We start from the raw sequence: 26,275 nt of genomic DNA, 5'->3' as shown, positions 1-26,275 counted from the left end.
TTAGACCCCCCGTTTATCAACCGCCACGGGATTGTCTATGATAGACCATGTCAGATGAAGAGGTCCAACTTGAAGCGCGACTCGAAGAACAGGACGTCTTCGAGCCACCGGAGTCGTTCGTCGAGCAGGCCAACGTTGCCGACCCCGGCATCTACGAAGAGTTCGAGGAGAAGGGGCCCGAAGCCTGGGAACGGGCAGCGGACTTGCTCGACTGGGAGAGCGAGTGGGACCAGGTACTTGATGACAGCAACGCCCCCTTCTACGAGTGGTTCACAGACGGGGAACTGAACGCCTCGGCGAACTGTCTCGACCGGCATCTCGACGACCGCGGTGACGAGGCCGCGATCGAGTGGATCGGCGAGCTCGGGGAGAAACGCACCTACAGTTACAGCGAACTCCACCGAGAGGTAAACGAGTTCGCCGCCGCCTTGCGCGACCTGGGCGTCGAGGAGGACGACGTGGTCACGATGTACATGCCGATGATTCCGGAGCTGCCGGTCGCCATGCTGGCGTGTGCCCGCATCGGCGCACCTCACTCTGTGGTCTTTGCTGGTTTCTCCGCGGACGCGCTCGCGACCCGGATGGAGTCGGCCGACTCCGAGTTCCTCGTGACCTGTGACGGCTACTACCGGCGCGGGGACCCGCTCCCGCACAAGGAGAAGGCGAACGAGGGCCTCGACGACGTGGGCCACGAGGTCGAGACCGTCGTCGTCGACCGGCTGGACGACGACTACGACCACCCCATGAAAGCGGACGAGCACGACTACGACGAACTCGTCGGCGAACACGAGGGCGCCGAGGTCGAGCCGGTCACCCGGAACGCCGAGGACATGCTGTTCCTCATGTACACCTCCGGGACCACCGGAGAGCCCAAGGGCGTCAAACACACGACCGGCGGCTATCTGTCCTACGCGGCCTGGACGAGCCACGCCGTCCTGGACGTCAAGCCCGACGACACCTACTGGTGTTCGGCCGACATCGGCTGGATTACCGGCCACTCCTACATCGTCTACGGGCCGCTGTCCCTGGGGACCACGACGGTGATGTACGAGGGGACCCCCGACTACCCCGACAAGGACCGCCTCTGGGACATCGTCGAGGAGTACGAGGTCACCCAGCTCTACACCGCACCGACGGCCATCCGCGCGTTCATGAAGTGGGGCACGGAGTACCCCGACAGCCACGACCTCTCCAGCCTCCGGCTGCTGGGGACTGTCGGCGAACCAATCAACCCCCGCGCGTGGAAGTGGTACTACAAACACATCGGCGGGGAGTCCTGTCCCATCGTCGACACCTGGTGGCAGACCGAGACCGGCGGGATGATGGTGACGACGCTGCCGGCCATCGGCGAGATGAAACCGGGGACCGCCGGACGGCCGCTGCCCGGCATCAGCGCCGACGTGGTCGACGTAAGCGGCGACCCCGTCGGGGCCGGGCGAGCGGGCTACCTCGTCGTCAACCAGCCCTGGCCCGGGATGCTCCGGACGCTGTACAAGAACGACGAGCGGTTCCTCGACGAGTACTGGCGCGAGTACTCCGACCCCGACCGCGACCAGTGGGTGTACTTCCCCGAGGACGGCGCCAAGCTCGACGAGGACGGGTACATCACCGTCCTGGGTCGGGTCGACGACGTGCTCAACGTCTCGGGCCACCGCCTGGGAACGATGGAGATAGAGAGCGCCATCGTCGGCGTCGAAGGCGTCGCCGAGGCGGCCGTCGTCGGCGGGGACCACGAAATCAAGGGCGAGGCGGTGTACGCCTACATCATCACCGAGGACGGCGCCGAGGAGAACGAGGAACTCCGGCAGGCGATCATCGAGGGCGTCGAAGACGCCATCGGGCCCATCGCCCGTCCGGAGGCAGTCATCTTCACGCCGGAACTCCCCAAGACCCGCTCGGGGAAGATCATGCGGCGGCTGCTGGAGGAAATCGCCAACGGCGAGGAGCTGGGCGACACCAGCACGCTGCGCAATCCCGACGTGGTGACTGAAATCCAGTCGAAGATGAGCGGCGACTGAGTCGGCGAACCGTTTTCGAACAAAAGAGGGGCTACGGTGGGCACGACAAACGCAACTATGTCAGACAAAAACACGCACGAAACGGCGACAGACGGCGGGGCGACCCGAGCCGCACAGCGCCATCAGAACACGGACTACCTCAACGAGGAGGTGAACTTGCTGAAACCGAGCACCGCCTACATGCGCGACCACCTCAGAATCGTCTGGGCCGGCTTCGTCGCCTGGGCGCTCATCGTGTTCGGTCCGGTGACCATGACGGCCATCGCGCCGGAGATGATGACGACGACGATGCCCGTCCTCGGGTTCCCGTGGCACTACTTCCTGGTGGCCTTCTGTGGGCCGACGGGCGCGCTCGTCCTGGCGGCCATCTACGCCCGCCAGCGCGACAAGCTCGACGAGAAGTACGGCATCGAACACACCACCGGCGACCCCGAGACGGGCGAGCACGGTGACAGCGGTGAGGCCGCGGCCACCGACGGGGGCGTCGAGCAATGACGGTCCCGCTGCAGGCCGAGGCGCTCGACATCTCGTTCAAGCTCGTCCCGGCAATCATCGTCTTCCTGATGATGGCCTCCTTCCTCGTCATCGGCTACGTGTTCAAGGTAGCCGACGCCGAGGGGATGTGGGTCGCTGGCCGCGGTATCGGGAACATCGAGAACGGGATGGCCATCGGGGCCAACTGGATGTCCGCGGCGTCGTATCTCGGGCTGGCCGGGCTGGTCGCCCTCTCGGGCTTCTACGGCCTGGCCTTCATCGTCGGCTGGACGACCGGCTACTTCGTCCTGCTCATCTTCCTCGCGGCACAGATGCGCCGCTTCGGGAAGTACACCGCGCCCGACTTCGTCGCCGACCGGTTCAACTCGCCGATGGCGCGGGCGCTTGCGGCCTTTACCACGCTGCTCATCGCGTACGTCTACTCCGTGGGCCAGGCCCGCGGGATGGGGCTCGTCGCCCAGTACGTCTTCGGGCTCGACATCATCCCCATGATCGTCGTCATGATGACCATCACGGTCGGCTACCTCGCGCTCTCGGGGATGCTCGGCGCGACCAAGAACATGGCCGTCCAGTACGTCATCCTCATCGTCGCGTTCCTCGCTGGCGTCTACGTCGTCGGGTTCACGGGCGGCTACTCGACGGTACTCCCGCAGATCGAGTACGGCGCCCTGTTCAGCGAACTCAGCCGGCAGTTTTCCGAACCCTTCATCGGCGGGAACGGCTACTACCTCTGGGTGGCGACGGCGTTCTCGCTCATCTTCGGGACCTGCGGGCTCCCGCACGTCCTGGTCCGGTTCTACACGGTGAAAAACGAGCGAACGGCCCGCTGGTCGACCGTCTCCGGGCTGTTCTTCATCATGCTGCTGTACTGGGCCGCCCCCGCGATGGCGGCCTTCGGCGTCGACCTGTTCGCCGCGGTCAACAATCTCTCGCCTGACGCCGTCTACAACGGTCAGCAGGCGATGTCCGGCGCGGAGGGCGACGTCATCGTCGTGCTGGCCGCCCAGTTCGCCGACCTCCCGACGTGGTTCGTCGGGCTGGTCGCCGCCGGCGGGATGGCCGCAGCAATCGCGACGACGGCCGGCCTGTTCATCACAGCCTCCTCGGCCGTCGCCCACGACATCTACTCGGAGCTCATCAACCCCGACGCGACCCAGCGCCAGCAGGTGCTCATCGGGCGTGCGACCATCGTCGGCATCGGCGCCCTGGTCACGGTGACCGCGTTCAACCCGCCGGCGCTCATCGGCGAACTCGTCGCCTACGCCTTCTCGCTGGCCGGCGTCGTCCTGTTCCCGATGTTCTTCCTCGGACTCTGGTGGGAGAACACCAACCGACAGGGGGCCCTGGCCGGCATGACCGTCGGCCTCCTGCTGTGGATCACGTCTATCATCAACAGCGTGCTGCCGGCCTACATCGGCGCCCTCGGTGCGGCCGCCGGTGAGAGCGGTGCGCTCATCCCGATATACGCCCAGTACGTCCCGCCCATCGGAGCCGCGCTGGTCGGGACGCCGCTGGTCTTCATCGTCACCATCGCCGTCTCGCTGGTGACGCCGGAGCCGCCACTGGAGACCAAGAAGATGGTCCGCCAGTGTCACAGCCCCGAGCCGATGGGCCAGCAACAGACCGCCGAGGACATCGTCTCGAACAGCGGCGGTGACGCCCCTGCGGACGACTAACAATGTACGAGAACATCCTCATTCCGACTGACGGGAGCGATACAGCAAACGTCGCGGTGTCCCACGCCGTGGACCTCGCGAAGAAGTACAACGCCCGCCTGCACGCGCTGTACGTCGTCGACGTCGACGCGGTGAACCTCAGCCTCGGCACCGAACAGATCGACCGCATCAGGCAGGGCAACTTCGGCGAGATGCACGAACTGCAGGAGGACGCCGACGACGCGACCGGCGCCGTCGTCGACGCCGCCGCCGAACACGACGTAGCCGTCCACGAGGAAGTCCGCGTCGGGACGCCCCACGACGTCATCGCCGGCTACGCCGACAACCAGGACATCGACCTGGTCGTCATGGGGAGCCACGGCCGGTCGGGCGTCCGCCGGGCCTTGCTCGGCAGCGTCACCGAGCGGGTCCTGCGGTCGACGCACGTCCCGGTCCTCGTGGTCGACGAACACGAGGAGGCCTGAGATGGCAATGACGTCGCCCAAGGGGCTGCTCGAAACCGTCGGCCGGCACGTCGACGAGCACCGCGGCGGGATGGTCGTCGACTTCGTCTTCGCGCTGGCGTGGGTGACCGTCGTCACCGTCATCTTCGACCTCCTGCCCGGCGGGCCACAGTGGCTCTACTACCTGACGCTGCTGGGCGGCGTCGTCGCCTACTACGGCTTTTTCTGGTCGCTGGAGGCGGTGCGCAAGCGCGAGTAGCGACCCGGGCGTTCCCCTTCGAGGCCGCGGCTGAAAGACCGACGCCGCTGCGCTCGTAGGCTATCTCGTTCTCCGTTCACGTTTCGGAGACACCCGCTCCGTTCGGTGTCTCCTACGCCACGGCTCTCCGTGTCGTGGTTTTCACTCACTGCGTTCGTTCAGACCGTTCTCCTGCTCGCGGCTATCGCCGCTCGCTCGTTCAGAGACATCTCGCTCCGCTCGATGTCTCCTACTCCACGGCTCGCTCCGTCGCCGTTCCGTGTCGTGGTTTTCACTCACTGCGTTCGTTCAAACCACGCTCTGCTCGCGGGTCGCTATCGCTCCCCGCTGTGCTTATCCGAGGTCGTCGCTACGCTCCGACCTCGCTACTCCCCACTCATCGCTTCGGACGCCATGTTCCGACCCTGGGCGTTCAGGCTGACCTCGGTCCGCGTCCGGACTTTGTCCACCGCGCCCACGTCGAGTAGCTTCTGGTATATCTCCTCGACGTCGTCGGGCGTCGTCCCGACGAAGTCGGCCATCTCGAAGGGGGAGACGCCCGAGTACAGCGCCATCAACACCTGGCTCTCCATCTCCGAGAGCTCGTAGTCGTCCCCGCGGTCCTCGACGACGGCGCGAAACAGCGCCTCCAGGGCGTCGGTGTGGTGGGGCATGCCAGAGAGGTGGGTCTCGACGCTGCGGTCCTCCTCGTCGGTGTGTTCGACCTCGACGACGGTCCGCTGGTCGCCCAGGACGGTGCTCTCGCTCGTCTCGATGGTCCCCACGTCGTCGATGTCGAAGAGGGTCGACCCGCCCCCGGGGAACTGCAGGCGGACCTCGTCGTCGTCCAGCCGAAAGCGGGCCTTGCTCCACTCGGCGTCGTCCTGGATGACGCCGCCGACGACGGCGGGGCTGCGCGCGAGGATGACCTCGCCCTGCAGGGTCGCCCGCCGGTACTCGAACGCGAAGTCCGAGACGTTGCTCGCGTCCACAAGCAGGACGTTGTCGCCGACGGCGAGCACCGTCGCGCCCGACGGGACGTCACCGGGCACTGCACTCGCGGGGTCGTCGGGCAGGGAGATGTTCGTGTGCGGGATGGGCGTCTTGCCGTCGCTGGTCGCGAGTATCAGCCGCTTGTTGGTGACGATGAGGCGGCAGGACTGCCACCGGGGGTCGGTGACCGGTTGGCCGCCGCGGACGACGTACTGGAAGTCGCCGGATGTGTCCAGTACTTTGTGTTCGTCACCACTCATAGCCGCAGTCGTCCGAGAGTTGTCGCCGAATCCTATATAAGTTCCACCACCGGCGTCAGAGCAGGTCGACGACGGCGTGGAGGCTCCCGACGTCGTAGGTGGGGCGGCTGTCGAGCGCGGTGTCGGCGTTGTGGTCGCGGCGCAGGAAGGCCACGTCGACGCCCGCGCGGTCGGCCGCCACAACGTCCGACTCGCTGTCGCCGACGTACAGCGGGTTCGCACAGCCGATATCGGCCATCGCGCTCTCAAGATACGTCGGCTCGGGCTTCTTTTCGGTCAGGCTCTCGACCGTCGGCCCGCGTGCGACCACCGTCTCGAACCGGCCGGTGAGGCCGTGGGCATCGAGGGCGGCCTCGACGATTCGCCGCTGGTTGTTGCTGACGACGCCGGCCGGAACGGCCACGCCGTCGAGCGCGGGGACGTCGTCGTAGGGCGCCTTTCGGCCGGCGTCGAGTTCCTCGCACAGGAGCGCGGCGATGCGGTCCTCCCGACAGCGCCAGAGCCGCTGGGGCTCGACCGCGAGGCGGTCGGCCAGTGCGACCAGATCGTCCGACGTAACGCGGATGCTGAGCGCCTCGGCGTCCGCGTCCGACGGGCGCTCGATGCCCGCGTCCCGGAGCGCCGCCAGCGCGGCCTCCCGGAGCGTCGCGCGGTCGGTGAGCGTCAGCAAGACGCCGTCGTGGTCGAGCAGTAATCCGTCGTAGTCGGCCATAGCGGGCCATAGCGTCGGAGACACCTGAGCGCGTCGCTCACAGCGCGACGCCGAGCCCGCCGACGACGCCCAGCCCGCCGAAGGCGACACAGACCGTCCAGAACGGGACCCGCCGCACCAGCCGGACCAGCGCGCCGACGGTCAGATAGCCGACGACGGCGCTGACCGCCAGCGCGACCACGGCGCTCAGGGGGTCGATTGCCGGCACGCCGTCGTCGGCCAGCACGAGCGCGTTGGCCCCCAGTGCCGCCGGAATCGACAGCAGGAAGGAGAGCCGCAGGGAGGACTCGCCCCCGTGGCCCCGCAGGAGCAACGCGCTGACGGTGGTGCCCGAGCGGGAGACGCCGGGGAGAACGGCCACGCCCTGCAGGGCGCCCACGACGGCGGCGTCGACCCAGTCCGGACTGTGGCGCTCGCCCAGCGACAGCGCGACCGCAAAGCGCTGGAGCAGCCCCGTCAACACGAGCAGACCGCCGACCAGCGCGAGAAAGAGCCCCCCTTCGAGCCCGGAGACGGCGGCGTCGAGCAGGAGATACGCCGGCACCCCGGTGAGCCCGGTGGCGAGGGTCGCGACGGCCAGAAAGGAGAGGTCCGCCGTCTCGTCGGCGAAGGGACGACGGGTGAGTTCACGGACCGACCGGGCCAGGTCGCCCACGTCGGCCCGGTAGTACGCGGCGGCGGCGACGGCGGTCCCGGCGTGCAGAAAGAGCGCCAGCCGCGTCGCGTCCGCCGGCGAGACGCCCGCGAGCACCGTCGAGGCGAGTGCGACCCCGCCCTCGCTGGAGACGGGAATCCACTCCAGGACCCCCTGCAGGACGCCCAGCAGGACGGCGACGACGACGGGGTTCATACTCGCCCGGCCGACAGCCAGGGGTAAAATCGAATCGGTCCGGGGATGGGACAGGAGCTATCAGTATTTATATACTCCCTGTCTAACGGCTGGCATGCAACTGGGTGGAATCGTCGACTGGCTGGGCGGGCTCCCCGCCTGGCAGGGGTTCGCGCTGCTCATCGCGGCCGGACTCGTGGCGGCCATCGCCGTCCGGGAGGTAGGGGACCGGTATCTCAGACGGCTGACGGACCGAATCGACGGGAACGTCGACGAAATCGTCTTCGGCGGCATCCACACCGCGGTGTATCTCACCGTCGGTCTCGCCGGGGCGTACGTGGGAACACAGGTGTACAACGTCTCGCCGGATATCGCCGTCCCGCTGGAGTCGGGGACGCTGTCGCTCGTCATCGTCATCTGGATGGTGACGCTGCTCCGGGTGGGCCGGAAGGCCTCGGCGGTGGTGACCGACAGCCGCTACATCGACCGACAGATAGTGCCCATCCTCCAGAACGTCTGGAGCGCCGTCGTCGCCGCCGTCGGCGTCTTCCTCCTGCTGGTGCTGTGGGACGTCGACGTGACGCCGCTGTTGGCCTCCGCGGGGGTGGCCGGCATCATCGTCGGGCTGGCGGCCCGCGACACCCTGGCGAACTTCTTCGGCTCGCTGTCGCTGTATCTCGACGGGACCTACAAGGTCGGCGACTACGTCGTCCTCGAAACCGGTGAGCGCGGCCGCGTCGAGGACATCTCGGTCCGGTCGACGGTCATCAGGACCCGCGACGACATCCTCGTCACCGTTCCCAACGCCAAACTGTCCAACGCCGCTATCGTCAACGAGTCCACCCCGAAGACGAAACGCCGCATCCGGGTGTCCATCGGCGTCGCCTACGGCACCGACATCGACCGGCTGGAAGATGTCCTGCTGGAAATCGCCGGGGCCGAGGGGCTGGTGCTTGACCGGCCCAAGCCCCGCGTCCGCTTCCGGGAGTTCGGCGGCTCCGCCCTCGACTTCGAACTGCTGTGCTGGGTCAACAACCCGTCCCAGCGAGCTCGTGTGACCCACGAACTCAACAGCGCCATCTACAAGCGATTCCGGACCGAGGGCATCGAAATCCCGTTCCCACAGCGGGACGTGACGGTGTCCGTCACCGACGTGCCCGGGGAGCTGTTCGGCCAGCCCGACGAGTCACCCGGCGACCCGTTCCCGGCGGACGGCGGGGCGTCACCGGCATCTGAGCGCCGCTCCGACGGCGGGCGAGACGAGCGGTGAGGCAATCCACGTTCAGGTAGCCAGCGGGACAAACCACGCGGGCGGGACTCTCTGGCGGTGGAGATACCAATCAGTCACCGCCGTTCCTACTACACCTAGGTCGAAACGCAGTTACCGGCCCCCCTCCTCACATCGACAATGACCGTTCTAGACGACGCGCGGGCCGCGCTGGCCACGGGGCCGCTCTGTGATTCCTGTCTCGGCCGGCTGTTCGCCGAGCGGAGCTTCGGACTGGCCAACGCCGAGCGAGGGGAGGCACTACGGGTGTCGGTGGCCCTGGAGGACGACGAGCCGTACGAACCGGACGACGACTGCTGGGTCTGCGAACTGGAGAGCGAGCGGGTCGAGTGGTGGGCCGAGCAGGCCGCGACCGCGGTTCGGGGTTACGACTTCGAGACGTACCAGGTCGGGACGAAGGTGCCGCCCCTGCTCGAAGAGAACGACACGCTGCTCCGGGAGGACATCGGCTTCGAGGCGGACGCGGGCGAGGCGCTGAAGACCGAGCTCAATCGGGAGGTCGGGAAGCAAATCGGCGACATCACCGGCGCCGAGGTGGAGTTCGGGCGGCCCGACGTGCAGTTCACGCTGGACCTGGCGACAGACGAGGTCGACGCCAAGGTCAACTCCGCGTTCGTCTACGGCCGCTACCGCAAACTACAGCGGGACATCCCCCAGACGAAGTGGCCCTGTAACGACTGCAACGGCACCGGCCGCTGGCAGGGCGAGCCCTGTGACGGCTGTGACGGCACGGGCTACCGGTACGACGAGAGCGTCGAGCAGCTCTCGGCGCCCGTCGTGGTCGACGCGATGGACGGCGAGGCCGGCACCTTCCACGGCGCCGGCCGCGAGGACGTCGACGCGCTGATGCTGGAGTCCGGTCGGCCGTTCGTCATCGAAGTGGACGAGCCCCGGACGCGGAATGTCGACGTCGAGGCGCTGGAAGCGGACATCAACGAGTTCGCCGACGGGAAAGTCGAGGTCGAGGGGCTCCGGCTGGCCACCCACGAGATGGTCGAACGCGTCAAGGAACTCGACGCCTCGAAGACCTACCGGATGGACGTGGAGTTCGCCGAGCCGGTCAGCGACGACGACCTGCAGGCCGCGCTCGACGAGCTCGAAGGGGCGACCGTCCACCAGGAGACGCCACAGCGCGTCGCCCACCGCAGGGCGGACCTCACGCGGACGCGTGACGTGTACGACGCCAGCGGCGACCTGGTCGATTCGACCCACGCCGATGTCCGTATCCACGGCGCCGGCGGGCTCTACGTGAAAGAGCTGATTTCGAGCGACGAGGGCCGCACCGAGCCGAGTCTGACGGGCCTGCTGGGCGTCGACGCCGTGGTCACTGCGCTCGACGTGGTGGACGTGCAAGGCGAGGACGAACCGTTCGCCGACGAGGAATTCTTCCGGCAGTAGCTACGCGGCGGTGTAACTCTCGGCCGTAGCAGAACAGGCCAGTTGGTCGAGAGCGCGTCCGAGATACCGGTAGCGGCGTCGGTAAAGCGGGTGGTTATCCGGGTGCACCGACTTGACTGTATGCATGTCTGATATAGATACGGACGGCGACAGCCCGCCGTCGCTGCTCGGGCGGCTCCTCTTCGGGAGCGGTCTGGCGGTGCTCGCCGTTCGAAATCTCACGAATCTTGACGGTCGTATCGGCTACGCGGAGGCCAAAGGGGTCCCGTTCGCGAAGCAGCTCGTGCCCGCGTCGAGCGGGCTCCTGCTGGGTGGCGGTATCGGTATCGCGCTCTGGAAGCTACCGAAGGTCGCCGCGGCCGGCGTCGCCGCGTTTCTGCTCGGCGTCACGCCGATAATGCACGACTTCTGGAACGTCGACGCGGAGTCCCGCGGCGAGGAGCTGACCTCGTTCGTCCAGAACCTCACGCTGCTGGGCGCGGCGATAGCGTTCTTCAGACGGGCCAGCCGGGAGTAGCTCGGTCGGCCACGTGCTTTGTGCCGGCCGTAACGAACTACCGGACACGAAGCTCGGCTGTCGAACCGTTTCGCGGCCGTACAGTCGACACCGACCACAACCGCTTTACTCGACGGCGCGAACCCACCAGCCATGCGAATGGGCGCCGACGAGGCCGGCAAGGGGCCGGTGCTGGGGTCGATGTTCGCCGCCGCAGTGTGCGCCGCCCCCGACGCCCTCCCCGACGGCGTGGGCGACTCGAAGGGCATCGCGCCGGCGAAACGGGAGCGACTGGACGAGGAAATCCGGGCCGCCGCGGACGCCGTCGCCGTCGCGGAGATATCCGTCTCCCGAATCGACGACCCCGAGACCGACATGAACACGCTGACCGTCGCGGCCCACGCCGAGGCGCTGTCGGGGGTGGCCCGCGACGGGCTCGCGGGCACCGTCGACGCGGGCGACACCGACGCCGAGCGGTTCGGCCGCCGGGTCGCCGACCGCGTCGACGCCGCCGTCGACCTCACGGCCGAACACGGCGCCGACGAGACGGACCCGCTGGTGGGCGCGGCCTCCATCGTGGCGAAGGTGGCCCGCGACGGCCACGTCGAAGCGCTCGCGGCGACCCACGGCGACGTGGGGTCGGGCTACCCGAGCGACCCGACGACCAGGGGGTTTCTGGCTGACTACGTGGCCGAACACGGCGGCCTGCCCGACTGCGCCCGCGCCTCGTGGTCGACCTGCGACGACGTCCTCGCCGCCGCCCGGCAGTCGACGCTCGGGGAGTTCTGAAAACGGAGTTTCGGGAGACGGGACCAAACCCGCGTTTGTAACCGACCGTTCAGCCGCTAGGGTGGACTTTCTGGCTGTTGACAGAGACAGTGGTGTGGAGTCGGCCGTATGAAAACGGTCTTACTCGTCTAAGACGAGGCTCCGGAGGATGTCACCGTAGGCCGGTCGGGTTATCAGGACGCCGATGAGGACGCCGACGATGGTGATGATGGCAAAGCCCGACAGGTCACCCAGCGGGAACGCGACCATGGGTGCCATCGCGACGATGGTCGTCGCCGCGGCGGCGCCGATGACCCAGAACGCCTTGCGGAAGCGGCTCTGGAACACGCGGGCCGTCCCGACCTCCCCCTGCTGGAGAATCTCGTCACCGATGATGACGAGGTCGTCCACCCCCGTCCCGATGACGGCGATGAAGCCGGCCAGATGTGAGAGGTTCAGCGGGTACTGGGCCAGCGCGACGAAGCCCAGCAGGATGTACACCTCCGAGAGCGCGGTGACGATCATCGGCAGGGCGACCTCGCGGCGGCGGTAGCGGCCATAGACCACGAGGCTGACCGCGAGCACGGCGAGTAGTCCGGTGATGAGCGAGTTCGTCCGGAACTGGTCGGCCAGCGCCGGCGACAGGGTGTTCTGGTTACCGTTCTCGAAGTCCAGGTCCGCCGGCAGCCGGCCGGCCTGCAGGGAGAGCTGGAGTTCGCGGGCCTCGTCCATCGAGGTGGTGGTCATGACGAACTGCGGGTCGTTGGCGAACGAGCCGTCCGCGAAGGACTGCCCGAGCGACGGACGGACGCCGCCGATGAATACGGGTTCGCCGTTGAGCGTCGTCACCAGACACGTCCCGTTGATACTCTCGACGGAGTCGTGGTCGCTGGCCTCGACGTTACAGGACGCCCCGTTGCCGAAGCCGGCCGCGGCCATGTCCGACTGGAACCGCTCGGCGGCGCTCTGTTCGATGGTCACGGGCACCTGTGGGCCGCCGTTGTTCGGGTTCTGTGCGTTGCTGATGGAGGCGAACTCGTCCTGGCTGAGGACCTGCTGGTGGGTCCAGTTGCCGGTCGTGTCGTTCCGGTAGACGGCGTAGACGCGGACCACGCCCCGTTCTTCCAGGATGTCGATGAGTTCCTGGGCGTCACGTCCGGGCGCGGTGATGCTGATGAAGCTCTGGCCGCCGGGGGAGTTGACTTCCTGGACCCGGCCGCCGCTGAGCGCCGAGGTGGTGATCTTGTCCCGGATACTCGTCACCATCCGGTCGCGGGTGGCCTGCGTGACGCCGTCACGAATCGTCGAGGGCTGGTACCCCTCGGCCTGGAGCGCGGTCCGGAACTCCTCGTTCGTGACGGTCCCGTTCAACACCTCGACGGTGCCGTTCTGGTTTTCCTGCTGGGCCGCGCGGACCTCGACGTCGATGGGGTCGACGCCGAGGCGGTCCGCGATGGCCTGCTGGGTTGCCGCCTCCTCGTTCGGTCCGACGGCGACGCCCTCGGCGGTCATCCCCACGACGGGCGCCTGGATACGGGCGCCGCCCGAGAGGTCGATACCGTACTGGAGGTTCGTGAGCTGGTCGCCGCCGGCGGTCTCGTTGGCCGTCGTGCCGGGCGGCGCCCCGGGCACGAACAGCGCGACCGTGCTGCCCAGCAGGAGGACGACGAGGACGACGACCCGCCAGTTCTCGCGGAGGACGCTCATCGGTTGACCCCCTCGTACTTGTACCAGCGAAGCAGCGTGACGTTGAGCATGTAGGTGTTCATCAGGTCAGCCGTCAGTCCAAGCACCAGCACGAGGCCGATGGAGGCCATCAGCTCGATGCCGAACAGCGTCGCCGCGATGGCCATCACCGTCATCGCCGCGATAGAGGTGATCGTCATCGTCACACCGGTCCGCATCGCCCGGTAGGTGGACTCGTAGAACCCGCCCGACCGACGGAGGACGTGGTTGTTCAACAGGATATCGGAGTCCACGGAATACCCGATGAGCATCAGCAGCGCCGCGACGGTCCCCAGCGAGAGCTTGATGCCCACGAGGTTCATGATGGCGACCGGGATGACGATATCCGAGAAGGCCGAGATGACGATGGCGATACTCGGCACGAAGGACCGAAACAGCGCGAACGCGAGCAGGCTCATTCCGAGGAAGGCGACGCCGACGCCCATGACTGCGAGACGCTGGTTGTCCGCCCCGAAGACCGGCGACGTGGTGCCGCTCTGGAGGACGGTGATGCCCTCGGCCTGCTCGGCCTGGGACGTGAGCGTCGATATCTCCGCGCTATCGTCGAACGTGATGATGTACTGGTCCTGTCCGGAGACCTGCTGGACCGAGACCACGGAGTCACCGAAGATGTCGGTAGCCTGTTGTTGAGAAATCGAGTCGGACGACTGCACCGTGAGCTCTGATCCCCCTGTGAAGTCGTTCCCCAGCGCGACCGGCGACCCGGTCATCGCGAAGGTGACCGCGAGTACCCCCAGGGCGACCGCCAGCACCGCGAGCGGGACCGCGATGAGCTGCCGGTTGGAGTACTGCGTGTAGTCGACTTCCGGGACCTCGAACGCGACCATGGCCGTGGGTGTGGCACGCCACCGAATAAGCCTTCTTATACTGCCGGCCGTGCAGTCGCGGATATATTCGCCACCCCGGCCCGGCGAACCATTCGAGTTCGTGACTCCCGACAGTGTCGCAGCGCGGACCGGCGGGGGAACTCCGCCCGTTCAGTCCGGCAGATACCGGACGCTGACGACGCCGTCCGCCGTCCGAATCTCGACGCGGTCGACGCCCAGCCGACCCGCCCGTGCGACCGTCTCCTCGTCGGCGGCGACCTCCTCGGCCGTCGCCGCGGCCTCGCCGTCGGGCACGGTCAGGACGTGGACCTCGCCGGTCCCCGCCCGCTCTCGCGTGGTGACCTCGCCGACCGGCTGGTCGGCGGCGACGTCTTTCGCCTGTGCCGTCGGCTCCAGGTCCACAACCTCGACGGGTATCTCGTGTTCGGCCGCGAGGTCGGCCACCGCGTAGGTAACCTCCATCGGCGGCTCCGCTTCGAGCGTGGCCTCGACGACGGCCCCGGCTTCGAGGCCGGGGTTCTCCGACAGCGTCAGTACCTGTGAGTCGACCACGTCGCGCAGTGTCGCCGAGTCCGAGTCGGCGTGGGTGACGAGGAACGTCCCCTCTTTTCGGGTCATGGAGTCGGGTAGGTCAGGCGCGTTTTTCGGGGTTTCGACTGGCTACAGCGGCTTTGGGCAGTCAGCGATATCGCGACGGTGTAAGGGCCAAAGAGCGCCGTCACTTCAGAACGCGGTGGACGACGTACATCAGCCCGACGGCGAGTAAGGGGGGGACGAACCCGGCGATCTGTGGCAAGCCGTACAGCGCCAGCACGACGCCGCTGTTCGTCGGCTCCTGCAGGGCCGGGGGTACCGAGATAATCAGCCCGACGTACAGCGAGGCGACGAACCCCAGCGCCGCGAGGGCCAGCCCGCGGTCGTAGGCCACCGAGGAGGCGGTGCGGCGGTGGCGCCGCGCGACGAGCAACACCGGCGCGAGCAGGGGCGCGACGACGAGCAGCCCGACGAAGAAGAAGAACGTCCGCGAGAACGTGAACGTCCCGCCGCGGACGCCAGTGCTCGCCGCGAGAACGCCGATGAGGCCGAACGTGAAGATGAGCCCGATGGCGACCGAGAGCAGGACGGCGACCACGACGTACCCCTTGAACAGTAGCGACTCGCTGGTCCGGAGCGCGTAGGGGAAGGCGCCGGGGAAGCCGTCGTAGCTCCGCTCGCTCTCGGCCGGCTGCGCGTCTGTCATCGGTCGGCGTAAGGCCAGGACGGGGTTAAGCGCCACGCTGTCGAGCGGCGACTCCCCCGTAAATATGTACGAGGCGGGCGACGGTACCCGCATGCAACTGGATATCGGCGCGGCGCTGGGGGACGTGGCGGACCCCGGCGTCGACGAAGACGAACTGGACGCGCTCGACGAACGGGTGGCGACGGCCCACGAGACCATCGCCGCGGGCCGTGAGAACGGCGAGTTCGGCTACGCCGCGCTCAACCTGCCCGACGAGACGGACCCGGCGGCTATCCGCGAGGCCGTCGAGCCGGTCGGAGACGCCGAGTACGTCATCACGGTGGGTATCGGCGGCTCCGCGCTCGGCGCGAAGACGGTGACGGCGGCGCTGGCCGACGAGCCCGACCGCCACGTCGTCCTCGACAACGTCGACCCGGAGCACGTCGAACGCACGCTCGACGGCCTCCCGCTGGAAGACACCGCCATCAACGTCGTCTCGAAGTCGGGCACGACGGCCGAGACGCTGGCGAACTTCCTCGTCGTCCGGGAGGCCTACGAGGACCGGGGCGTCGACTGGACCGAGCTGACGGTCGTCACGACCGGCGAGTCCGGGCCGCTGTCGGAACTGGTCGCGGAACACGGCCTGCCGCGGCTGCCGGTCCCCGACGGCGTCCCCGGCCGCTTCGCCGCCCTGTCGTCGGTCGGGCTGGTCCCGGCCGCCGTCCTCGGCGTCGACATCGAGGGGCTGCTGGACGGCGCGAGCGCGGCCGCCGACGGGCTGGGTCCCTCTCTCTTTGACTCGCCGGGCTACGCCTACGGGGCCGTCTGTTACGCGCTCGAAGAGGAGGGCGCCGCGGTCAACGCCGTCATGCCCTACGCCGAGCGCCTGGAGTACTTCGCCGAGTGGTTCGCCCAGCTGTGGGCCGAGAGCCTCGGCAAGGACGGGCGCGGCCAGACGCCCGCGCGGGCCCTGGGCGCGACCGACCAGCACTCCCAGCTCCAGCTCTACCGGGCCGGCCCGCGGGACAAGATGGTCACCGTCGTCCGGCCGAGCGAGCGGGCCGACGTGCCCATCCCCGAGTCCGACCACGACTCGCTGTCCTACTTCGCGGGCGCGGACCTGGGCCAGCTGCTCGACGCGGAGTACGACGCCACGGTCGCCAGCCTGGCCGAGGCCGGCCGGCCCGCCGTCGAGCTCGAACTTGACCGGCTCGACGCCGAGGGGCTTGGCGAGCTGCTGTACGCGATGGAGGCTGCGACGGTGCTGGTGGGCGAGCTGGCCGACATCGAGACGTTCACACAGCCCGCCGTCGAGTGGGGCAAGCGCGCCGCGCGCGGCCTGCTGTCGGGCGAGGAGACCGAGGAGACCAGGACCGTCGCCGAACGTCCCAGCTACCGCATCGACTAGAGCCGCGACACGACCGCCCGCAGCGACAGGGCGGCCTGAGCCGGGCCCCAATCGGTGGGGTCTTGAATCCCGCTCGCGTACCTCCGCCAACCGCTATGGCACTCTCCCCGCCGTACGTCTCGGTCGCCGACGGCCGCACGATAACAGAGAGCGTCATTCGGGCGCTGGCCGTCGTCGCCGGGGCGTTCCTCTTTGCCGGCGTCTTCTCCTCGCTCGGCGCGACGCTGCTCGGCGTCCCCGTCCCCCTCGACGCGAGTTCGACGTCAGCCGGGCTGTACGCGGCGGTCAACGCCATCTCCTTCGTCGGCTTCATCCTCGCGGCCGTGGGATATCTCCGGGTCAGGGACGACCGGTCGCTGGTCCACCTCCGCCGGCCCCGACCGTCGGACCTCGGGTGGGCCGTGGTCGGGCTGGTCGGTATCCTGCTCGGCTCGCTGGTGATGGGCGCCGTCGTCGAACTGCTCTCCGCGCTCGCCGAGACGCTGTTCGGCGTGACCGTCGAGAGCGGCCAGAACAGCATCGTCACGCAGGGCCGTGAGAACCCCGTCCTCTTCCTGTATATGGTGCCGGTCGCGCTCTTTTTCGTCGGGCCGGCCGAGGAACTCGTCTTCCGCGGCGTCGTCCAGGGGCTGTTCAGGCGCGCGTTCGGCGTGGTCCCCGGGCTGGTGTTTGCGAGCCTGCTGTTCGGACTGGGCCACTACCTCGCCATCAGCTCCGGGAGCGCCTGGACGTACATCCTCACCGCGGGCGCGCTGGGGCTGGTACTGGGCGCGGTGTACGAGCACACCGAGAGCATCGTCGTTCCGGCGCTGGCCCACGGGCTCTGGAACGCCGGGCTGTTCGTGGCGAACTACTACGTCGCGACCACCGCCGCCACGCTGCCGGGGTAACAGCGCGGTCGGAGGACCGCCGTGCGACGGCTGTCTGACGGGTGTTTAAACTGACAGGGGTCCATTTCCATGGTATGTCAACCCGGTTCACGGTCGTATGCGACGACGGCCAGGCCCGGGCGATTCAGGTGCTGGCCCGTCGCTACGGCATCACCGAGGAGGAAGTGGTGAAACAGCTCATCGAGGCCGGGCTCGAAGACATCGAGGAGCGGACCGTCTAGGCGGGGTTCTTCCGCGAGAGGTCGCTCCCGCACACCGGACAGCGGTCGTGGTTCTCGTCGAACTCGCGGCCACAGCCCGCACACTGGAACTGCCACTCACGTTGCTCGCTGATGCCCTCGCGGGCGATGACCTCGACGCGGACGTCCAGTTTCTCCGCGACGTTTTGCATCGCGTAGTCGTCGGTGACGAGCGGACAGTCGAGCTCGAAGGCGGCGGCGATGAGGCGGATGTCGGTCTCGGACAGCTCCGCGAGGTCGCCGGTCTCGCGGGCGGCCCGCTCGATGCGCTCGACGGTGTCGTCCTCGGGGATGTGCAGGTGCATCCCCGAGCCCTCCAGCGCGTCGAAGCGGTAGGCGGCCTCGCCCTCCAGCTCCTCCTGGACGAGCGGAATCGTCGCTATTCGCTCGTCGGTGTGATACTCGTTGATAAACGCGGACGAATCGAGAACGTACATCTAACGTTTGACGATCATGTGGTCTTTGACGGCTTTGACCCGCTCGACGGGAACCAGCAGCCGGCCCTGATCGCTGTACTCGAAGTCGGTGTTTCGGACCGATTCGGCTGGGTCGATGACGAGGTGGTTGAGCGCCCCCGACGAGAGGTCCATCGTGATGTTGTAGAGGCTTCCCAGTTCCGCCCCGTCGCTGCCCATGACGTCCTTGTCCTTCAGGTTCTCGGCGAGTATGTCGGCCATACCTCCCCTTCTGAGCGAGCTTACATAAACGCCACGGGGTGTCAGACGTGCGAAACACGCCGTTCCCTCGGAGTCCGAAGCGGACCCGGTACCGGAACGCCGACGGCGACTGCCGTCTACCCCGCCTGAACCCGAACTGACCGGCGCCACAACGGGAGCGGGCCGGCAGCCGGAGACGGCCATGACGACGAACTTAACTACTGTGCCCGACACCTTCCAGTAACTTCTGAGGCCATCTATGTCTGATAAGGACGCCACCACGGAGACGGAACACACCCTACGGACACCCATCGTCGCCGTACTGGGCCACGTCGACCACGGGAAGACGAGCCTGCTGGACCGCATCCGCGGCTCGGCCGTGACAGCGGGCGAGTCCGGCGCCATCACCCAGCACATCGGGGCCACCGCGGTCCCGCTGGAGGTCATCTCGGACATCGCCGGGGAGCTGGTCGACCCCACCGACTTCGACCTGCCCGGCTTGCTGTTCATCGACACGCCCGGCCACCACTCCTTCTCGACGCTGCGCTCGCGAGGGGGCGCGCTGGCCGACATCGCCATCCTCGTCGTCGACGTCAACGACGGCTTCCAGCCGCAGACGCTCGAAGCGATAGACATCCTCAAGCGGACCCAGACGCCCTTTATCGTCGCCGCGAACAAGATAGACACCGTGCCGGGCTGGAACCCCAACGAGAACCAGCCCGTCCAGCAGACGATGGACGCCCAGTCCGAGCGGGTCACCTCGGACCTGAACGAGCAGCTGTACGAACTCATCGGCGAGCTCTCGGACAACGGCTTCTCGGCCGACATGTACTGGCGGGTCCAGAACTTCCAGGCCAACATCGGCGTCGTCCCCGTCTCCGCCGAGACCGGCGAGGGCATCCCGGACCTGCTGACCGTGATGATGGGGCTGTCCCAGCGGTACATGAAAGAGGAGATGGAGATAGACGCCACCGGCCCGGGCGTCGGGACGGTGCTCGAAGTCACGGACACCCAGGGCTTCGGGACGACCCTCGACGCCATCATCTACGACGGGACGATTCGAGCAGACGACACCATCGTCGTCGGCGGGCTCCAGGGCCCCATCGTCACCGACGTGCGCGCCCTGCTCCGTCCGCGGCCCCTCGAAGAGATACGCACCGAACAGCAGTTCGAGCAGGTCGACGCCGTCGCGGCCGCAGACGGGGTGAAAATCGCCGCACCGGACCTCGACGGCGCCATCGCCGGCGCGCCGATTCGCGTGCTCCGCGACCGCGACCGCGCCGAGGTCATCGCCGAGGTCGAGGAGGAGCTCTCCGAGATAGAGGTGACGACGGGGGAGGAAGGCGTCGTGGTCAAGGCCGACACGCTCGGCTCGCTCGAAGCCATCTCCAGTACGCTCGAAGAGGCGGAAATCCCCATCATGCGCGCCGAGGTCGGGGCCGTCGCGCCCCGGGACATCCGCGTCGCCGAGACCGCCAACGAGCCGACCCACCGCGCGATACTGGCCTTCTCGGTCGACGTGCTGGACGACGCCCGGGACCTGGCCGAACAGGAGGACGTGACGCTGTTCGAGGACGACGTCATCTACCAGCTCGTCGAGGGGTACGACGACCACGTCACCGAAATCCAGGAGTCCCAGCAGGAACAGATTCTGGAGAACATCACCCGCCCGGCGAAGTTCCGGGTGCTGCCCGACCACACCTTCCGCCAGAACGACCCCGCCGTCGTCGGTATCGAGGTGCTCTCGGGCGAACTCCGCCGGAACGTCAACGTCGTCAAGTGGGACGGCAACGAGCCGACGCGGGTCGGCCGGCTGAAATCGCTGCAGGACGCGGGTGAAGACGTCGACTCGGCCCGGACGGGCGAGCAGCTCGCGGCCTCCATCGACGGGCCGACCGTCGGCCGCCAGATAGAGGAGGGCGACGACCTCTGGGTCGAGATTCCCGAGAAACACGCCAAGATACTCGAACAGGAGCTGAAAGAGGAGATATCGGTCGACGAGCGCGAGGCTCTGTCGATGTATCTCGAAAAGCACCGGAATCGGGACCCCTTCTGGGGGAAGTAGCGAGAGCCCGAGCGAAGCGAGGGGTCTCGAAGCGAAACGGAGCGGGACCGGTGGTCCCGCAGGCAGTCGGGCGGCTTTGCCGCCCGACGACGGCGACCGCAGGGAGCCGTGGAGCAGTAGCGAGGTCACGAGCCTGCGGGTGACCTCGAAAAGCGACGCGGTAACCGGAGAGGGCCTCGAAAAGGCACAGCGGTGGGAGCGAGCACGATGCGCCTCGAAAGCGAGCGGTGCAACCGCGAGCCAGTAGTGCCCCACAGTCGAACCCCGAATTCAGCGGTCGTCTCCCCTGGCGCCGAAGGCGGTGACTAACTCCATCTCCCACCGCTTTATCTGGATTTTACCGACTGCCGTATCGTTCAACGGCCCGTATCCTCGAACGGGGTTTGTTTAGATGGCTGCTTACTAACTCTAACTGCCCAGAGTTCACGGAGGAGAGATGGTCGTGCCCTTTCACGTCAGTAGTAGAGTTGTCTCGTCGGGCCAGGTCACAGTCGGGGCTGGCGCCGGTTTCGTGCTTCTGCTCGGCTCGACGACAGCGACAGTACCGGCCGTCTATTCGGGTGCACTGCTCGTGGCGGCGGCGTTCGTCGTCGGCCCCTCGGTCACGCTGGGCGGGGCCGCGGGCGTGGTCATCCACGACCTGTTCCGGGGCGCGGTCGGCCCGTGGACGGCCGAACTCGCCGTCTGGCTGCTCGCCTTCGCCGGAGTGGTCGCCTGGCTCGACTCCGACGACTCCCCGGATGCGCCAGCGTGGGGAGCAGGGTCCAGGCTCCTCGCGTGTGCCGTCGCTGGCGTGTACGCGACGGCAGCGGCGGCGTGGTTCGCGATGGTCCTCGGCGGCGAGCGGTTCTACGCCAGCGGCATGGATTTCCTCCCCGGGGTCCTCGTCGTCGCCGTGGTCGGCGCGCTCGCCGGGGGTCGGTTCCGCGAGACCGTTCCGTCCCTCTTCGAGGCGGACGCCGGTCGTGACCCGGGGCTGGCAGATCCCGACAGCGGGACCACGCGGACGCGCCGGTTCGACCGCCGACGCGGGGCCGCGCTGCTCGGACTGCTCGCAATCGGCGTCCTCTGGCTGGTCGGCGCGATGGGGCTCGATGCCTTCGCGCACGACCTGGCGCTGTTCGACAGCGAGACCCAGTTACGGAACTACGCCGGCACGCTCTTCGGGACGGGGACGGCCTTCGCCACCGCCGGGGCGTCCGTGCTCGTCTGGGTATACCGGTACGGCGACCTGGTCGTCCGGCTGTCAGCGCTTCTGGTCGGCTGTGTGCTACTGAGCCTCCGCTGGCTGGTCCGGAGACGCCGACGCCCGAACCGTGGCACCGACACGCTCGACCGGAGGCCGACCGATGACTGAGCGACCCGGCGAGGAACGGGCCGCGATGTCGGAACCGACACGACGGCAGATGCTCGCGGCGCTGAGTGGTGCCGCCGTCGGTGCCGGTGCCTACGGGTACGGCGGACGGTCGTCGGGAACGGACACACTGACCGAGGGCCACCCTGCGTCCCGCGTGCACGTCGAGACCGCGACCGCGGTCGCCGCCGCAATCTATCCGACGTCGGTGGCGGTCGAGGAGTCGTTCGTGGAGAACGCCGTCTTCCGCCGAGTGGAACCTGCCTCCGGCCACTTCGAGGCGCTCGTCGACAGCATCGAGGCCGTCGATAGTCACGCCAGAGCGAGGTTCGGCGGGTCGGTGACCAAGCTGTCGCCGGCCACGCGCCGGCGGGTCCTCACGTCGATGGGCGTGACGGCGGTCCATCCGATGCCGGACGGCACTACCGCCGAGCGGGTCCGGTTCTACCTGGTGAACGACCTGCTGTACGCGCTCTTTACCTCGCCGCGAAGTCGACCGTTGACCGGAATCGAGAACCCGCCGGGGCACCCGGGCGGCCTGGAGGCGTATCGCCGAGCACCGGAGGACGAATGACGGACGGCATCGACCGCACGCCGTCGGATACGGAGGTCTGTATCGTGGGGTCGGGTCCGGCAGGTGCCATCACCGCCTACTCGCTGGCGCGGCGCGGCCACGACGTCACCGTTCTGGAGGCCGGAGAGCGCCTGGAGCCGGCGGACCACCGCCGGCGGATGGAGATGTGGCTGCGGCCGGGCTTCGACCGCGACGCCTTCTGGCGAGACGACGAGCGGGACGCGTTCACGTCGACCGGCGACATCTACGCGCGCCTCAACGAGACCCGCCTGAAGGCGGTTGGGGGGACCTCGGTTCACTGGGACGGGAACACGCCGCGACTCCATCCGAAGGACTTCGAGATGCGGTCCCGGTACGGTCGCGGGCGCGACTGGCCCATCGAGTACGACGACCTCCGCCCGTACTACGCACAGGCCGAGCGCGAGATGGGCGTCTCGGGCGTCGACGACAACCCCCACGGGCCGCCACGGACGGACCCGTACCCACAGGAGGGGTTTCCGCGCTCCTACAGCGACTCGCTGTTCGCCGAGGCCTGCGCCGCCCTCGGCATCTCGATGGCGACACAGCCCAAAGCGATAAACGCCGAAGCGTACGACGGCCGCTCCGAGTGCGTCGGGTACGGCGTCTGTAACGCCTGTCCGTCGGGCGCCAGATACAGCGCCGAGGTCCACGTCCGGAGGGCCGAGAACCACGGTGCCCGAATCGTCGACCGGGCACAGGTGCTGCGCCTCGAACACGACGCCAGCGGCGACAGCGTCGATTCGGTCCTGTACGCGACGCCGGACGGTAGCACGCATCGACAGGAGGCCGACCAGTTCGTCGTCGCCTGTGGCGGCATCGAGACCCCGCGGTTGCTCCTGCTGTCGAGTTCGTCGCAGTATCCGGACGGGCTGGCCAACTCGAGCGGGGCGGTCGGTCGGTATCTCATGGACCACCCGAACGTCACGACCAACGCCGCGCTCGAAGAGCAGACACAGCAGAACAACGTCGGGTGGGTTTCGAGCCGGTCCGACCAGTTCTACGACCCAGGCGCAGCGGGGCCGGGGAGTTTCCACCTCACCTTCGACAACAGCGCCCGGGCGGCGTCGGGCGGCGCACAGGTGCGGCAGCCGGCGTCGACCCGGCTGCTCGGGGCCATCACCGCCCCGACACCGGCGGGACTGGCGGACGTGGCCACGGACCCGCTTAACGAGACGTCGCTGGGTGACGGCCTCGAACCCCCCACGACGGACGGCCCGCCATACCCGCTGTCGATACGGGGCGCGGGAGAGATGCTCCCGCGGGCGGAGAACCGCGTGACGCTCGACCGGTCGACGACGGACAACCACGGGCGGCCGGTCCCCTCTATCGAACTCTCCGACGGTGAGTACGCACAGCGGACCATGGAACACTGTCTCGAGATTCAGGCAGACATCATGGCGGAACTCGGCGCCGAGATAACGGACGTCTCGACACTCTCGGACCGGCAGATGAGCACTCACCACATGGGGACGACGCGGATGGGGACCGACCCGGCGGAGAGCGTGGTCGACGCGCAGTGTCGAACCCACGACCTCGAGAACCTCTGGGTCGCCTCCTCGAGCGTCTTCCCGACCGGTGGTGCCAACAACCCGACGTTGACCATCGCCGCTCTCGCGCTCAAGACGGCTGACCACATCGACGAGACGCTCTCGTCGGCTTGAGAGGCGTGCGAGACGCCTCCGGAAGGGACACCGGGGAACGGTATCCTTTTGCTCGGCCGGCCTGAATCGCCGCCGCATGGTCTCCCGCGAGAATCAGATTATCCTCGGCTGTGGCGCCCTCGCACTGGTGTTGAGCTACACCGCCGCGTGGCTCGATGCCCCCGGGCCGCTCGTACTGGCGCTCCTGCTGGGCGTCGGCGTCATCCTGCCGCTTGTGGTCAACGAGCGAACCGATATCGGCGAAACGCTGTAGGCCGACACTGCGACGAGGCGAGTTCGGCACGAGTAATAATATTTAATTAGACGGCGTGTCTTCGAACGGACACGATGACCGACTCGCTCTCGACGGCCGACCTCGTGCTTGCGAGTATCGCCATAACGATGGCGCTTGCGGCGTTTGGCGCCGTCGCGACCTCGCTCAGCGTTGCCGTCGCCATGGCCGCGGGCTCGATACCCGCGACCGGCTCTATCGGCTACGCGCTGTTTTACAACCCGCCGACCGACGCCTGATACGCATCGTCAGTTGGTGAACGCGGGCTGTGTATTCCTCGTCCTCGGAGTCGGCCCGCTTCACAAATTCACAGCCGGGACGTTCGACGAGATTGCGGCCGACGATACTGACCACGAGCGACTCGCCGAGTTGAACAAGAAGTACGGCATGTTGAGTCTAGTCGAACTCGTGCTCATGGTCGCTATCGTTGCGACCATGTCCGGGATGCGGTGGGGGCTTCTAATCCCAACGGTTGTCCACAGCGAAATCTGTACGTCCGGGTTCACGGCTTCTATAACAATCTGACGACACAATTAAGAAGCAGCTACCCGACCGTCCCGCTATGTCGGGAGAGTTCGAGGCAAGGGATGAGAGAAATCTCGTCGAGTACATCGCCACGTTGTTCGGCTTTTCCCGCCTCTCAGCGGCACTTCCCGGGAGAGATATCTATCCACCGTTCCTGCTCGTTGGCTTCTTTAGTTTCTTAGACGTGGCCGTTCTGCAGGTCTACGTTCATCTCACCGGCGGAACCCACATACTGCTCGTAACTCCGAACATTGCCGCCGGGTACGTTGCGGTTCTGTTGGGCGTGTACGGAACCAGGTATATGTCGCGTAGATATGAGGAGGCGCTCGCGACAATCCGGACACAAGAGCGGGTTGGCTCCGCGGACATGGACCAGTTCCGGCGGATATTCAGCTGGCGGGTGAAAGTCGCCATTTATCTCGTTGCCGTGGTCGTGTTATACGCGAACACCTTCCTCAACGTCGGGGTTCCGAACCGAGTTACGGCGATTAACTACCTCTTCACCTGGGAGTTCGTCTTCCTGCCGGTCATCGTGGAGTTCGCGCTCACCTACTACGGCATCCACTTCCTGCTTCCGCGGCGGATCAAGAACATCGAGTTCAATCTGTTCTTCTACGACCCGCGTAACATGGGTGGGTTCGCCGCCGTCGGGCAGTTGTTGAAGCGGTCGTACTACATTTACACCGCCGGTCTGGTGCTGTTCTTTGTTCTCGTCTACGGGCCGGTGCTACTCCCGGTGAGCGGCTACGAGCCCGGGTTGTTCGAGTTAGTCTTCTTTTCGACGGCCTGGTTCGTCGGACTGCTCTCGATCGGCTATTCGATGTATACGATGCATCAGATCATGTCCGCGGAGAAGGAGCAACGAATCCGCGAACTCGAAGCGGACCTACACGAAGCGTTAGAGAACCCGTACGACATCAGGAATGCGAAGGTGGTCGATAGAGAACAGTTCGACGACGCTCGGGAGCGACTGGAACACGTGCGGAATACACGGGTCTACCCGGCGACGTTCACGATGTGGAGTCAGATTGCGATTAGCGTCCTGCTCCCGCAACTACTACAGATGACGGTGCAAACGGCGCTGTAGACTCGGTCTGACTCGCCCCGCTGTATCTCGCACGGCGATTTGTCTTGTGATGATTCGAGCTCTCGTTGTTCGTTGGTTCGCCTGTATCGACCGATTCACGGGTTGTGTGAGAAGTCGG

29 protein-coding genes are annotated in these 26,275 nt (G+C 67.2%); 20 read left to right on the top strand and 9 right to left on the bottom strand.

Features of this window, described 5'->3' with window-relative positions:
* Positions 1-47: 47 nt before the first annotated feature.
* From acs to NJQ98_RS15035, 5 genes are read left to right on the top strand one after another with little or no spacing between them, the layout of a single operon-like run.
* The gene (acs, locus tag NJQ98_RS15055; RefSeq protein WP_262180144.1) at positions 48-2,018 is read left to right on the top strand and encodes an acetate--CoA ligase; all 1,971 of its coding nucleotides are present in this window, start codon (positions 48-50) and stop codon (positions 2,016-2,018) included.
* Between the two features lie 57 nt (positions 2,019-2,075).
* Positions 2,076-2,513, top strand: a complete 438-nt coding sequence (locus NJQ98_RS15050) for a DUF4212 domain-containing protein (protein WP_262180142.1) — start codon at positions 2,076-2,078, stop codon at positions 2,511-2,513.
* On the top strand, positions 2,510-4,189 hold the full coding sequence (locus tag NJQ98_RS15045) for a VC_2705 family sodium/solute symporter (protein ID WP_262180140.1): 1,680 nt from the start codon (positions 2,510-2,512) through the stop codon (positions 4,187-4,189). Before NJQ98_RS15050 ends, NJQ98_RS15045 begins: the two co-directional genes overlap by 4 nt.
* Before the next feature lie 2 nt (positions 4,190-4,191).
* Positions 4,192-4,653, top strand: a complete 462-nt coding sequence (locus tag NJQ98_RS15040) for a universal stress protein (RefSeq protein WP_262180138.1) — start codon at positions 4,192-4,194, stop codon at positions 4,651-4,653.
* A gap of 7 nt (positions 4,654-4,660) precedes the next feature.
* A complete protein-coding gene (locus NJQ98_RS15035; RefSeq protein WP_348533582.1) occupies positions 4,661-4,891 on the top strand; it encodes a DUF8119 family protein in 231 nt (76 codons plus the stop codon).
* A 365-nt stretch (positions 4,892-5,256) separates the two neighbouring features.
* On the opposite strand, the gene NJQ98_RS15030 is transcribed toward NJQ98_RS15035, so the two are convergent.
* The 3 genes from NJQ98_RS15030 to NJQ98_RS15020 are packed head-to-tail and all read right to left on the bottom strand — an operon-like array spanning position 5,257 to position 7,685.
* Entirely contained in the window at positions 5,257-6,123 is an 867-nt protein-coding gene (locus NJQ98_RS15030; RefSeq protein WP_262180134.1) for a CheF family chemotaxis protein, read from the bottom strand.
* Between the two features lie 55 nt (positions 6,124-6,178).
* Complete coding sequence (locus tag NJQ98_RS15025) at positions 6,179-6,835, bottom strand: HAD family hydrolase (RefSeq protein ID WP_262180132.1); 657 nt, start codon at positions 6,833-6,835, stop codon at positions 6,179-6,181.
* Positions 6,836-6,872: 37 nt separating this feature from the next.
* Complete coding sequence (locus tag NJQ98_RS15020; RefSeq protein ID WP_262180131.1) at positions 6,873-7,685, bottom strand: undecaprenyl-diphosphate phosphatase; 813 nt, start codon at positions 7,683-7,685, stop codon at positions 6,873-6,875.
* Between the two features lie 94 nt (positions 7,686-7,779).
* On the opposite strand from NJQ98_RS15020, the gene NJQ98_RS15015 reads away from it, so the two are divergent.
* The 4 genes from NJQ98_RS15015 (at position 7,780) to rnhB (ending at position 11,635) form a co-directional block, all read left to right on the top strand.
* A complete protein-coding gene (locus NJQ98_RS15015; RefSeq protein WP_262180129.1) occupies positions 7,780-8,934 on the top strand; it encodes a mechanosensitive ion channel family protein in 1,155 nt (384 codons plus the stop codon).
* A gap of 138 nt (positions 8,935-9,072) precedes the next feature.
* Positions 9,073-10,350, top strand: coding sequence for a tRNA pseudouridine(54/55) synthase Pus10 (locus tag NJQ98_RS15010; protein WP_262180127.1), 1,278 nt, complete (start codon positions 9,073-9,075; stop codon positions 10,348-10,350).
* Between the two features lie 124 nt (positions 10,351-10,474).
* A complete protein-coding gene (locus NJQ98_RS15005; RefSeq protein WP_262180125.1) occupies positions 10,475-10,867 on the top strand; it encodes a DoxX family membrane protein in 393 nt (130 codons plus the stop codon).
* A gap of 132 nt (positions 10,868-10,999) precedes the next feature.
* The gene (gene rnhB, locus NJQ98_RS15000; protein ID WP_262180123.1) at positions 11,000-11,635 is read left to right on the top strand and encodes a ribonuclease HII; all 636 of its coding nucleotides are present in this window, start codon (positions 11,000-11,002) and stop codon (positions 11,633-11,635) included.
* Between the two features lie 120 nt (positions 11,636-11,755).
* On the opposite strand, the gene NJQ98_RS14995 is transcribed toward rnhB, so the two are convergent.
* The 4 genes from NJQ98_RS14995 to NJQ98_RS14980 form a co-directional block, all read right to left on the bottom strand.
* The gene (locus tag NJQ98_RS14995; RefSeq protein ID WP_262180121.1) at positions 11,756-13,321 is read right to left on the bottom strand and encodes a preprotein translocase subunit SecD; all 1,566 of its coding nucleotides are present in this window, start codon (positions 13,319-13,321) and stop codon (positions 11,756-11,758) included.
* On the bottom strand, positions 13,318-14,187 hold the full coding sequence (gene secF, locus NJQ98_RS14990; protein ID WP_262180119.1) for a protein translocase subunit SecF: 870 nt from the start codon (positions 14,185-14,187) through the stop codon (positions 13,318-13,320). Before secF ends, NJQ98_RS14995 begins: the two co-directional genes overlap by 4 nt.
* Positions 14,188-14,337: 150 nt before the next feature.
* Positions 14,338-14,805 (bottom strand): DUF5812 family protein, encoded by a 468-nt coding sequence (locus NJQ98_RS14985; RefSeq protein ID WP_262180117.1) that lies wholly within the window; start codon positions 14,803-14,805, stop codon positions 14,338-14,340.
* A gap of 100 nt (positions 14,806-14,905) precedes the next feature.
* On the bottom strand, positions 14,906-15,427 hold the full coding sequence (locus NJQ98_RS14980; RefSeq protein ID WP_262180115.1) for a DUF8056 family protein: 522 nt from the start codon (positions 15,425-15,427) through the stop codon (positions 14,906-14,908).
* Positions 15,428-15,518: 91 nt separating this feature from the next.
* Between NJQ98_RS14980 and NJQ98_RS14975 the strand changes: the two genes are divergently transcribed.
* The 3 genes from NJQ98_RS14975 to NJQ98_RS14965 all read left to right on the top strand — a co-directional run bounded on the left by NJQ98_RS14975 (position 15,519) and on the right by NJQ98_RS14965 (position 17,925).
* The gene (locus NJQ98_RS14975) at positions 15,519-16,814 is read left to right on the top strand and encodes a glucose-6-phosphate isomerase (RefSeq protein ID WP_262180113.1); all 1,296 of its coding nucleotides are present in this window, start codon (positions 15,519-15,521) and stop codon (positions 16,812-16,814) included.
* Between the two features lie 95 nt (positions 16,815-16,909).
* Positions 16,910-17,704 (top strand): CPBP family intramembrane glutamic endopeptidase, encoded by a 795-nt coding sequence (locus NJQ98_RS14970; RefSeq protein ID WP_262180111.1) that lies wholly within the window; start codon positions 16,910-16,912, stop codon positions 17,702-17,704.
* Positions 17,705-17,778: 74 nt separating this feature from the next.
* On the top strand, positions 17,779-17,925 hold the full coding sequence (locus tag NJQ98_RS14965) for a CopG family transcriptional regulator (RefSeq protein WP_262180110.1): 147 nt from the start codon (positions 17,779-17,781) through the stop codon (positions 17,923-17,925).
* Here the strand turns inward: NJQ98_RS14965 and NJQ98_RS14960 are convergent.
* Both NJQ98_RS14960 and NJQ98_RS14955 read right to left on the bottom strand, forming a co-directional pair.
* Positions 17,922-18,380 (bottom strand): NOB1 family endonuclease, encoded by a 459-nt coding sequence (locus tag NJQ98_RS14960; protein ID WP_262180108.1) that lies wholly within the window; start codon positions 18,378-18,380, stop codon positions 17,922-17,924. The two genes, NJQ98_RS14965 and NJQ98_RS14960, sit on opposite strands and share 4 nt — an antisense overlap.
* Positions 18,381-18,620 carry a PRC-barrel domain-containing protein gene (locus NJQ98_RS14955; protein WP_262180106.1) on the bottom strand — a complete coding sequence of 80 codons (240 nt, stop codon included), beginning with the start codon at positions 18,618-18,620 and terminating at the stop codon, positions 18,381-18,383. It abuts the gene before it with no gap.
* 238 nt (positions 18,621-18,858) lie between these two features.
* Between NJQ98_RS14955 and infB the strand changes: the two genes are divergently transcribed.
* The 8 genes from infB to NJQ98_RS14915 all read left to right on the top strand — a co-directional run bounded on the left by infB (position 18,859) and on the right by NJQ98_RS14915 (position 26,157).
* Positions 18,859-20,664, top strand: a complete 1,806-nt coding sequence (infB, locus tag NJQ98_RS14950; protein ID WP_262180104.1) for a translation initiation factor IF-2 — start codon at positions 18,859-18,861, stop codon at positions 20,662-20,664.
* Between the two features lie 436 nt (positions 20,665-21,100).
* Positions 21,101-22,021: a hypothetical protein gene (locus NJQ98_RS14945; RefSeq protein WP_262180103.1), complete on the top strand. Its 921-nt coding sequence runs from the start codon at positions 21,101-21,103 to the stop codon at positions 22,019-22,021.
* The gene (locus tag NJQ98_RS14940; protein WP_262180101.1) at positions 22,014-22,592 is read left to right on the top strand and encodes a gluconate 2-dehydrogenase subunit 3 family protein; all 579 of its coding nucleotides are present in this window, start codon (positions 22,014-22,016) and stop codon (positions 22,590-22,592) included. Before NJQ98_RS14945 ends, NJQ98_RS14940 begins: the two co-directional genes overlap by 8 nt.
* Complete coding sequence (locus NJQ98_RS14935; RefSeq protein ID WP_262180099.1) at positions 22,589-24,274, top strand: GMC family oxidoreductase; 1,686 nt, start codon at positions 22,589-22,591, stop codon at positions 24,272-24,274. The genes NJQ98_RS14940 and NJQ98_RS14935 overlap by 4 nt, the downstream gene beginning before the upstream one ends.
* Before the next feature lie 76 nt (positions 24,275-24,350).
* Positions 24,351-24,527, top strand: coding sequence for a DUF7987 family protein (locus NJQ98_RS14930; RefSeq protein WP_262180098.1), 177 nt, complete (start codon positions 24,351-24,353; stop codon positions 24,525-24,527).
* Between the two features lie 74 nt (positions 24,528-24,601).
* Positions 24,602-24,784 (top strand): DUF8015 family protein, encoded by a 183-nt coding sequence (locus NJQ98_RS14925; RefSeq protein ID WP_262180096.1) that lies wholly within the window; start codon positions 24,602-24,604, stop codon positions 24,782-24,784.
* Between the two features lie 13 nt (positions 24,785-24,797).
* Positions 24,798-25,070 (top strand): hypothetical protein, encoded by a 273-nt coding sequence (locus NJQ98_RS14920; RefSeq protein ID WP_262180094.1) that lies wholly within the window; start codon positions 24,798-24,800, stop codon positions 25,068-25,070.
* A gap of 37 nt (positions 25,071-25,107) precedes the next feature.
* On the top strand, positions 25,108-26,157 hold the full coding sequence (locus NJQ98_RS14915) for a hypothetical protein (protein ID WP_262180091.1): 1,050 nt from the start codon (positions 25,108-25,110) through the stop codon (positions 26,155-26,157).
* Positions 26,158-26,275 lie beyond the last annotated feature (118 nt).

Source organism: Haloarcula laminariae, assembly GCF_025457605.1.
GTDB lineage: Archaea > Halobacteriota > Halobacteria > Halobacteriales > Haloarculaceae > Haloarcula > Haloarcula laminariae.
This window is presented reverse-complemented; position numbering and strand designations above follow the sequence as displayed.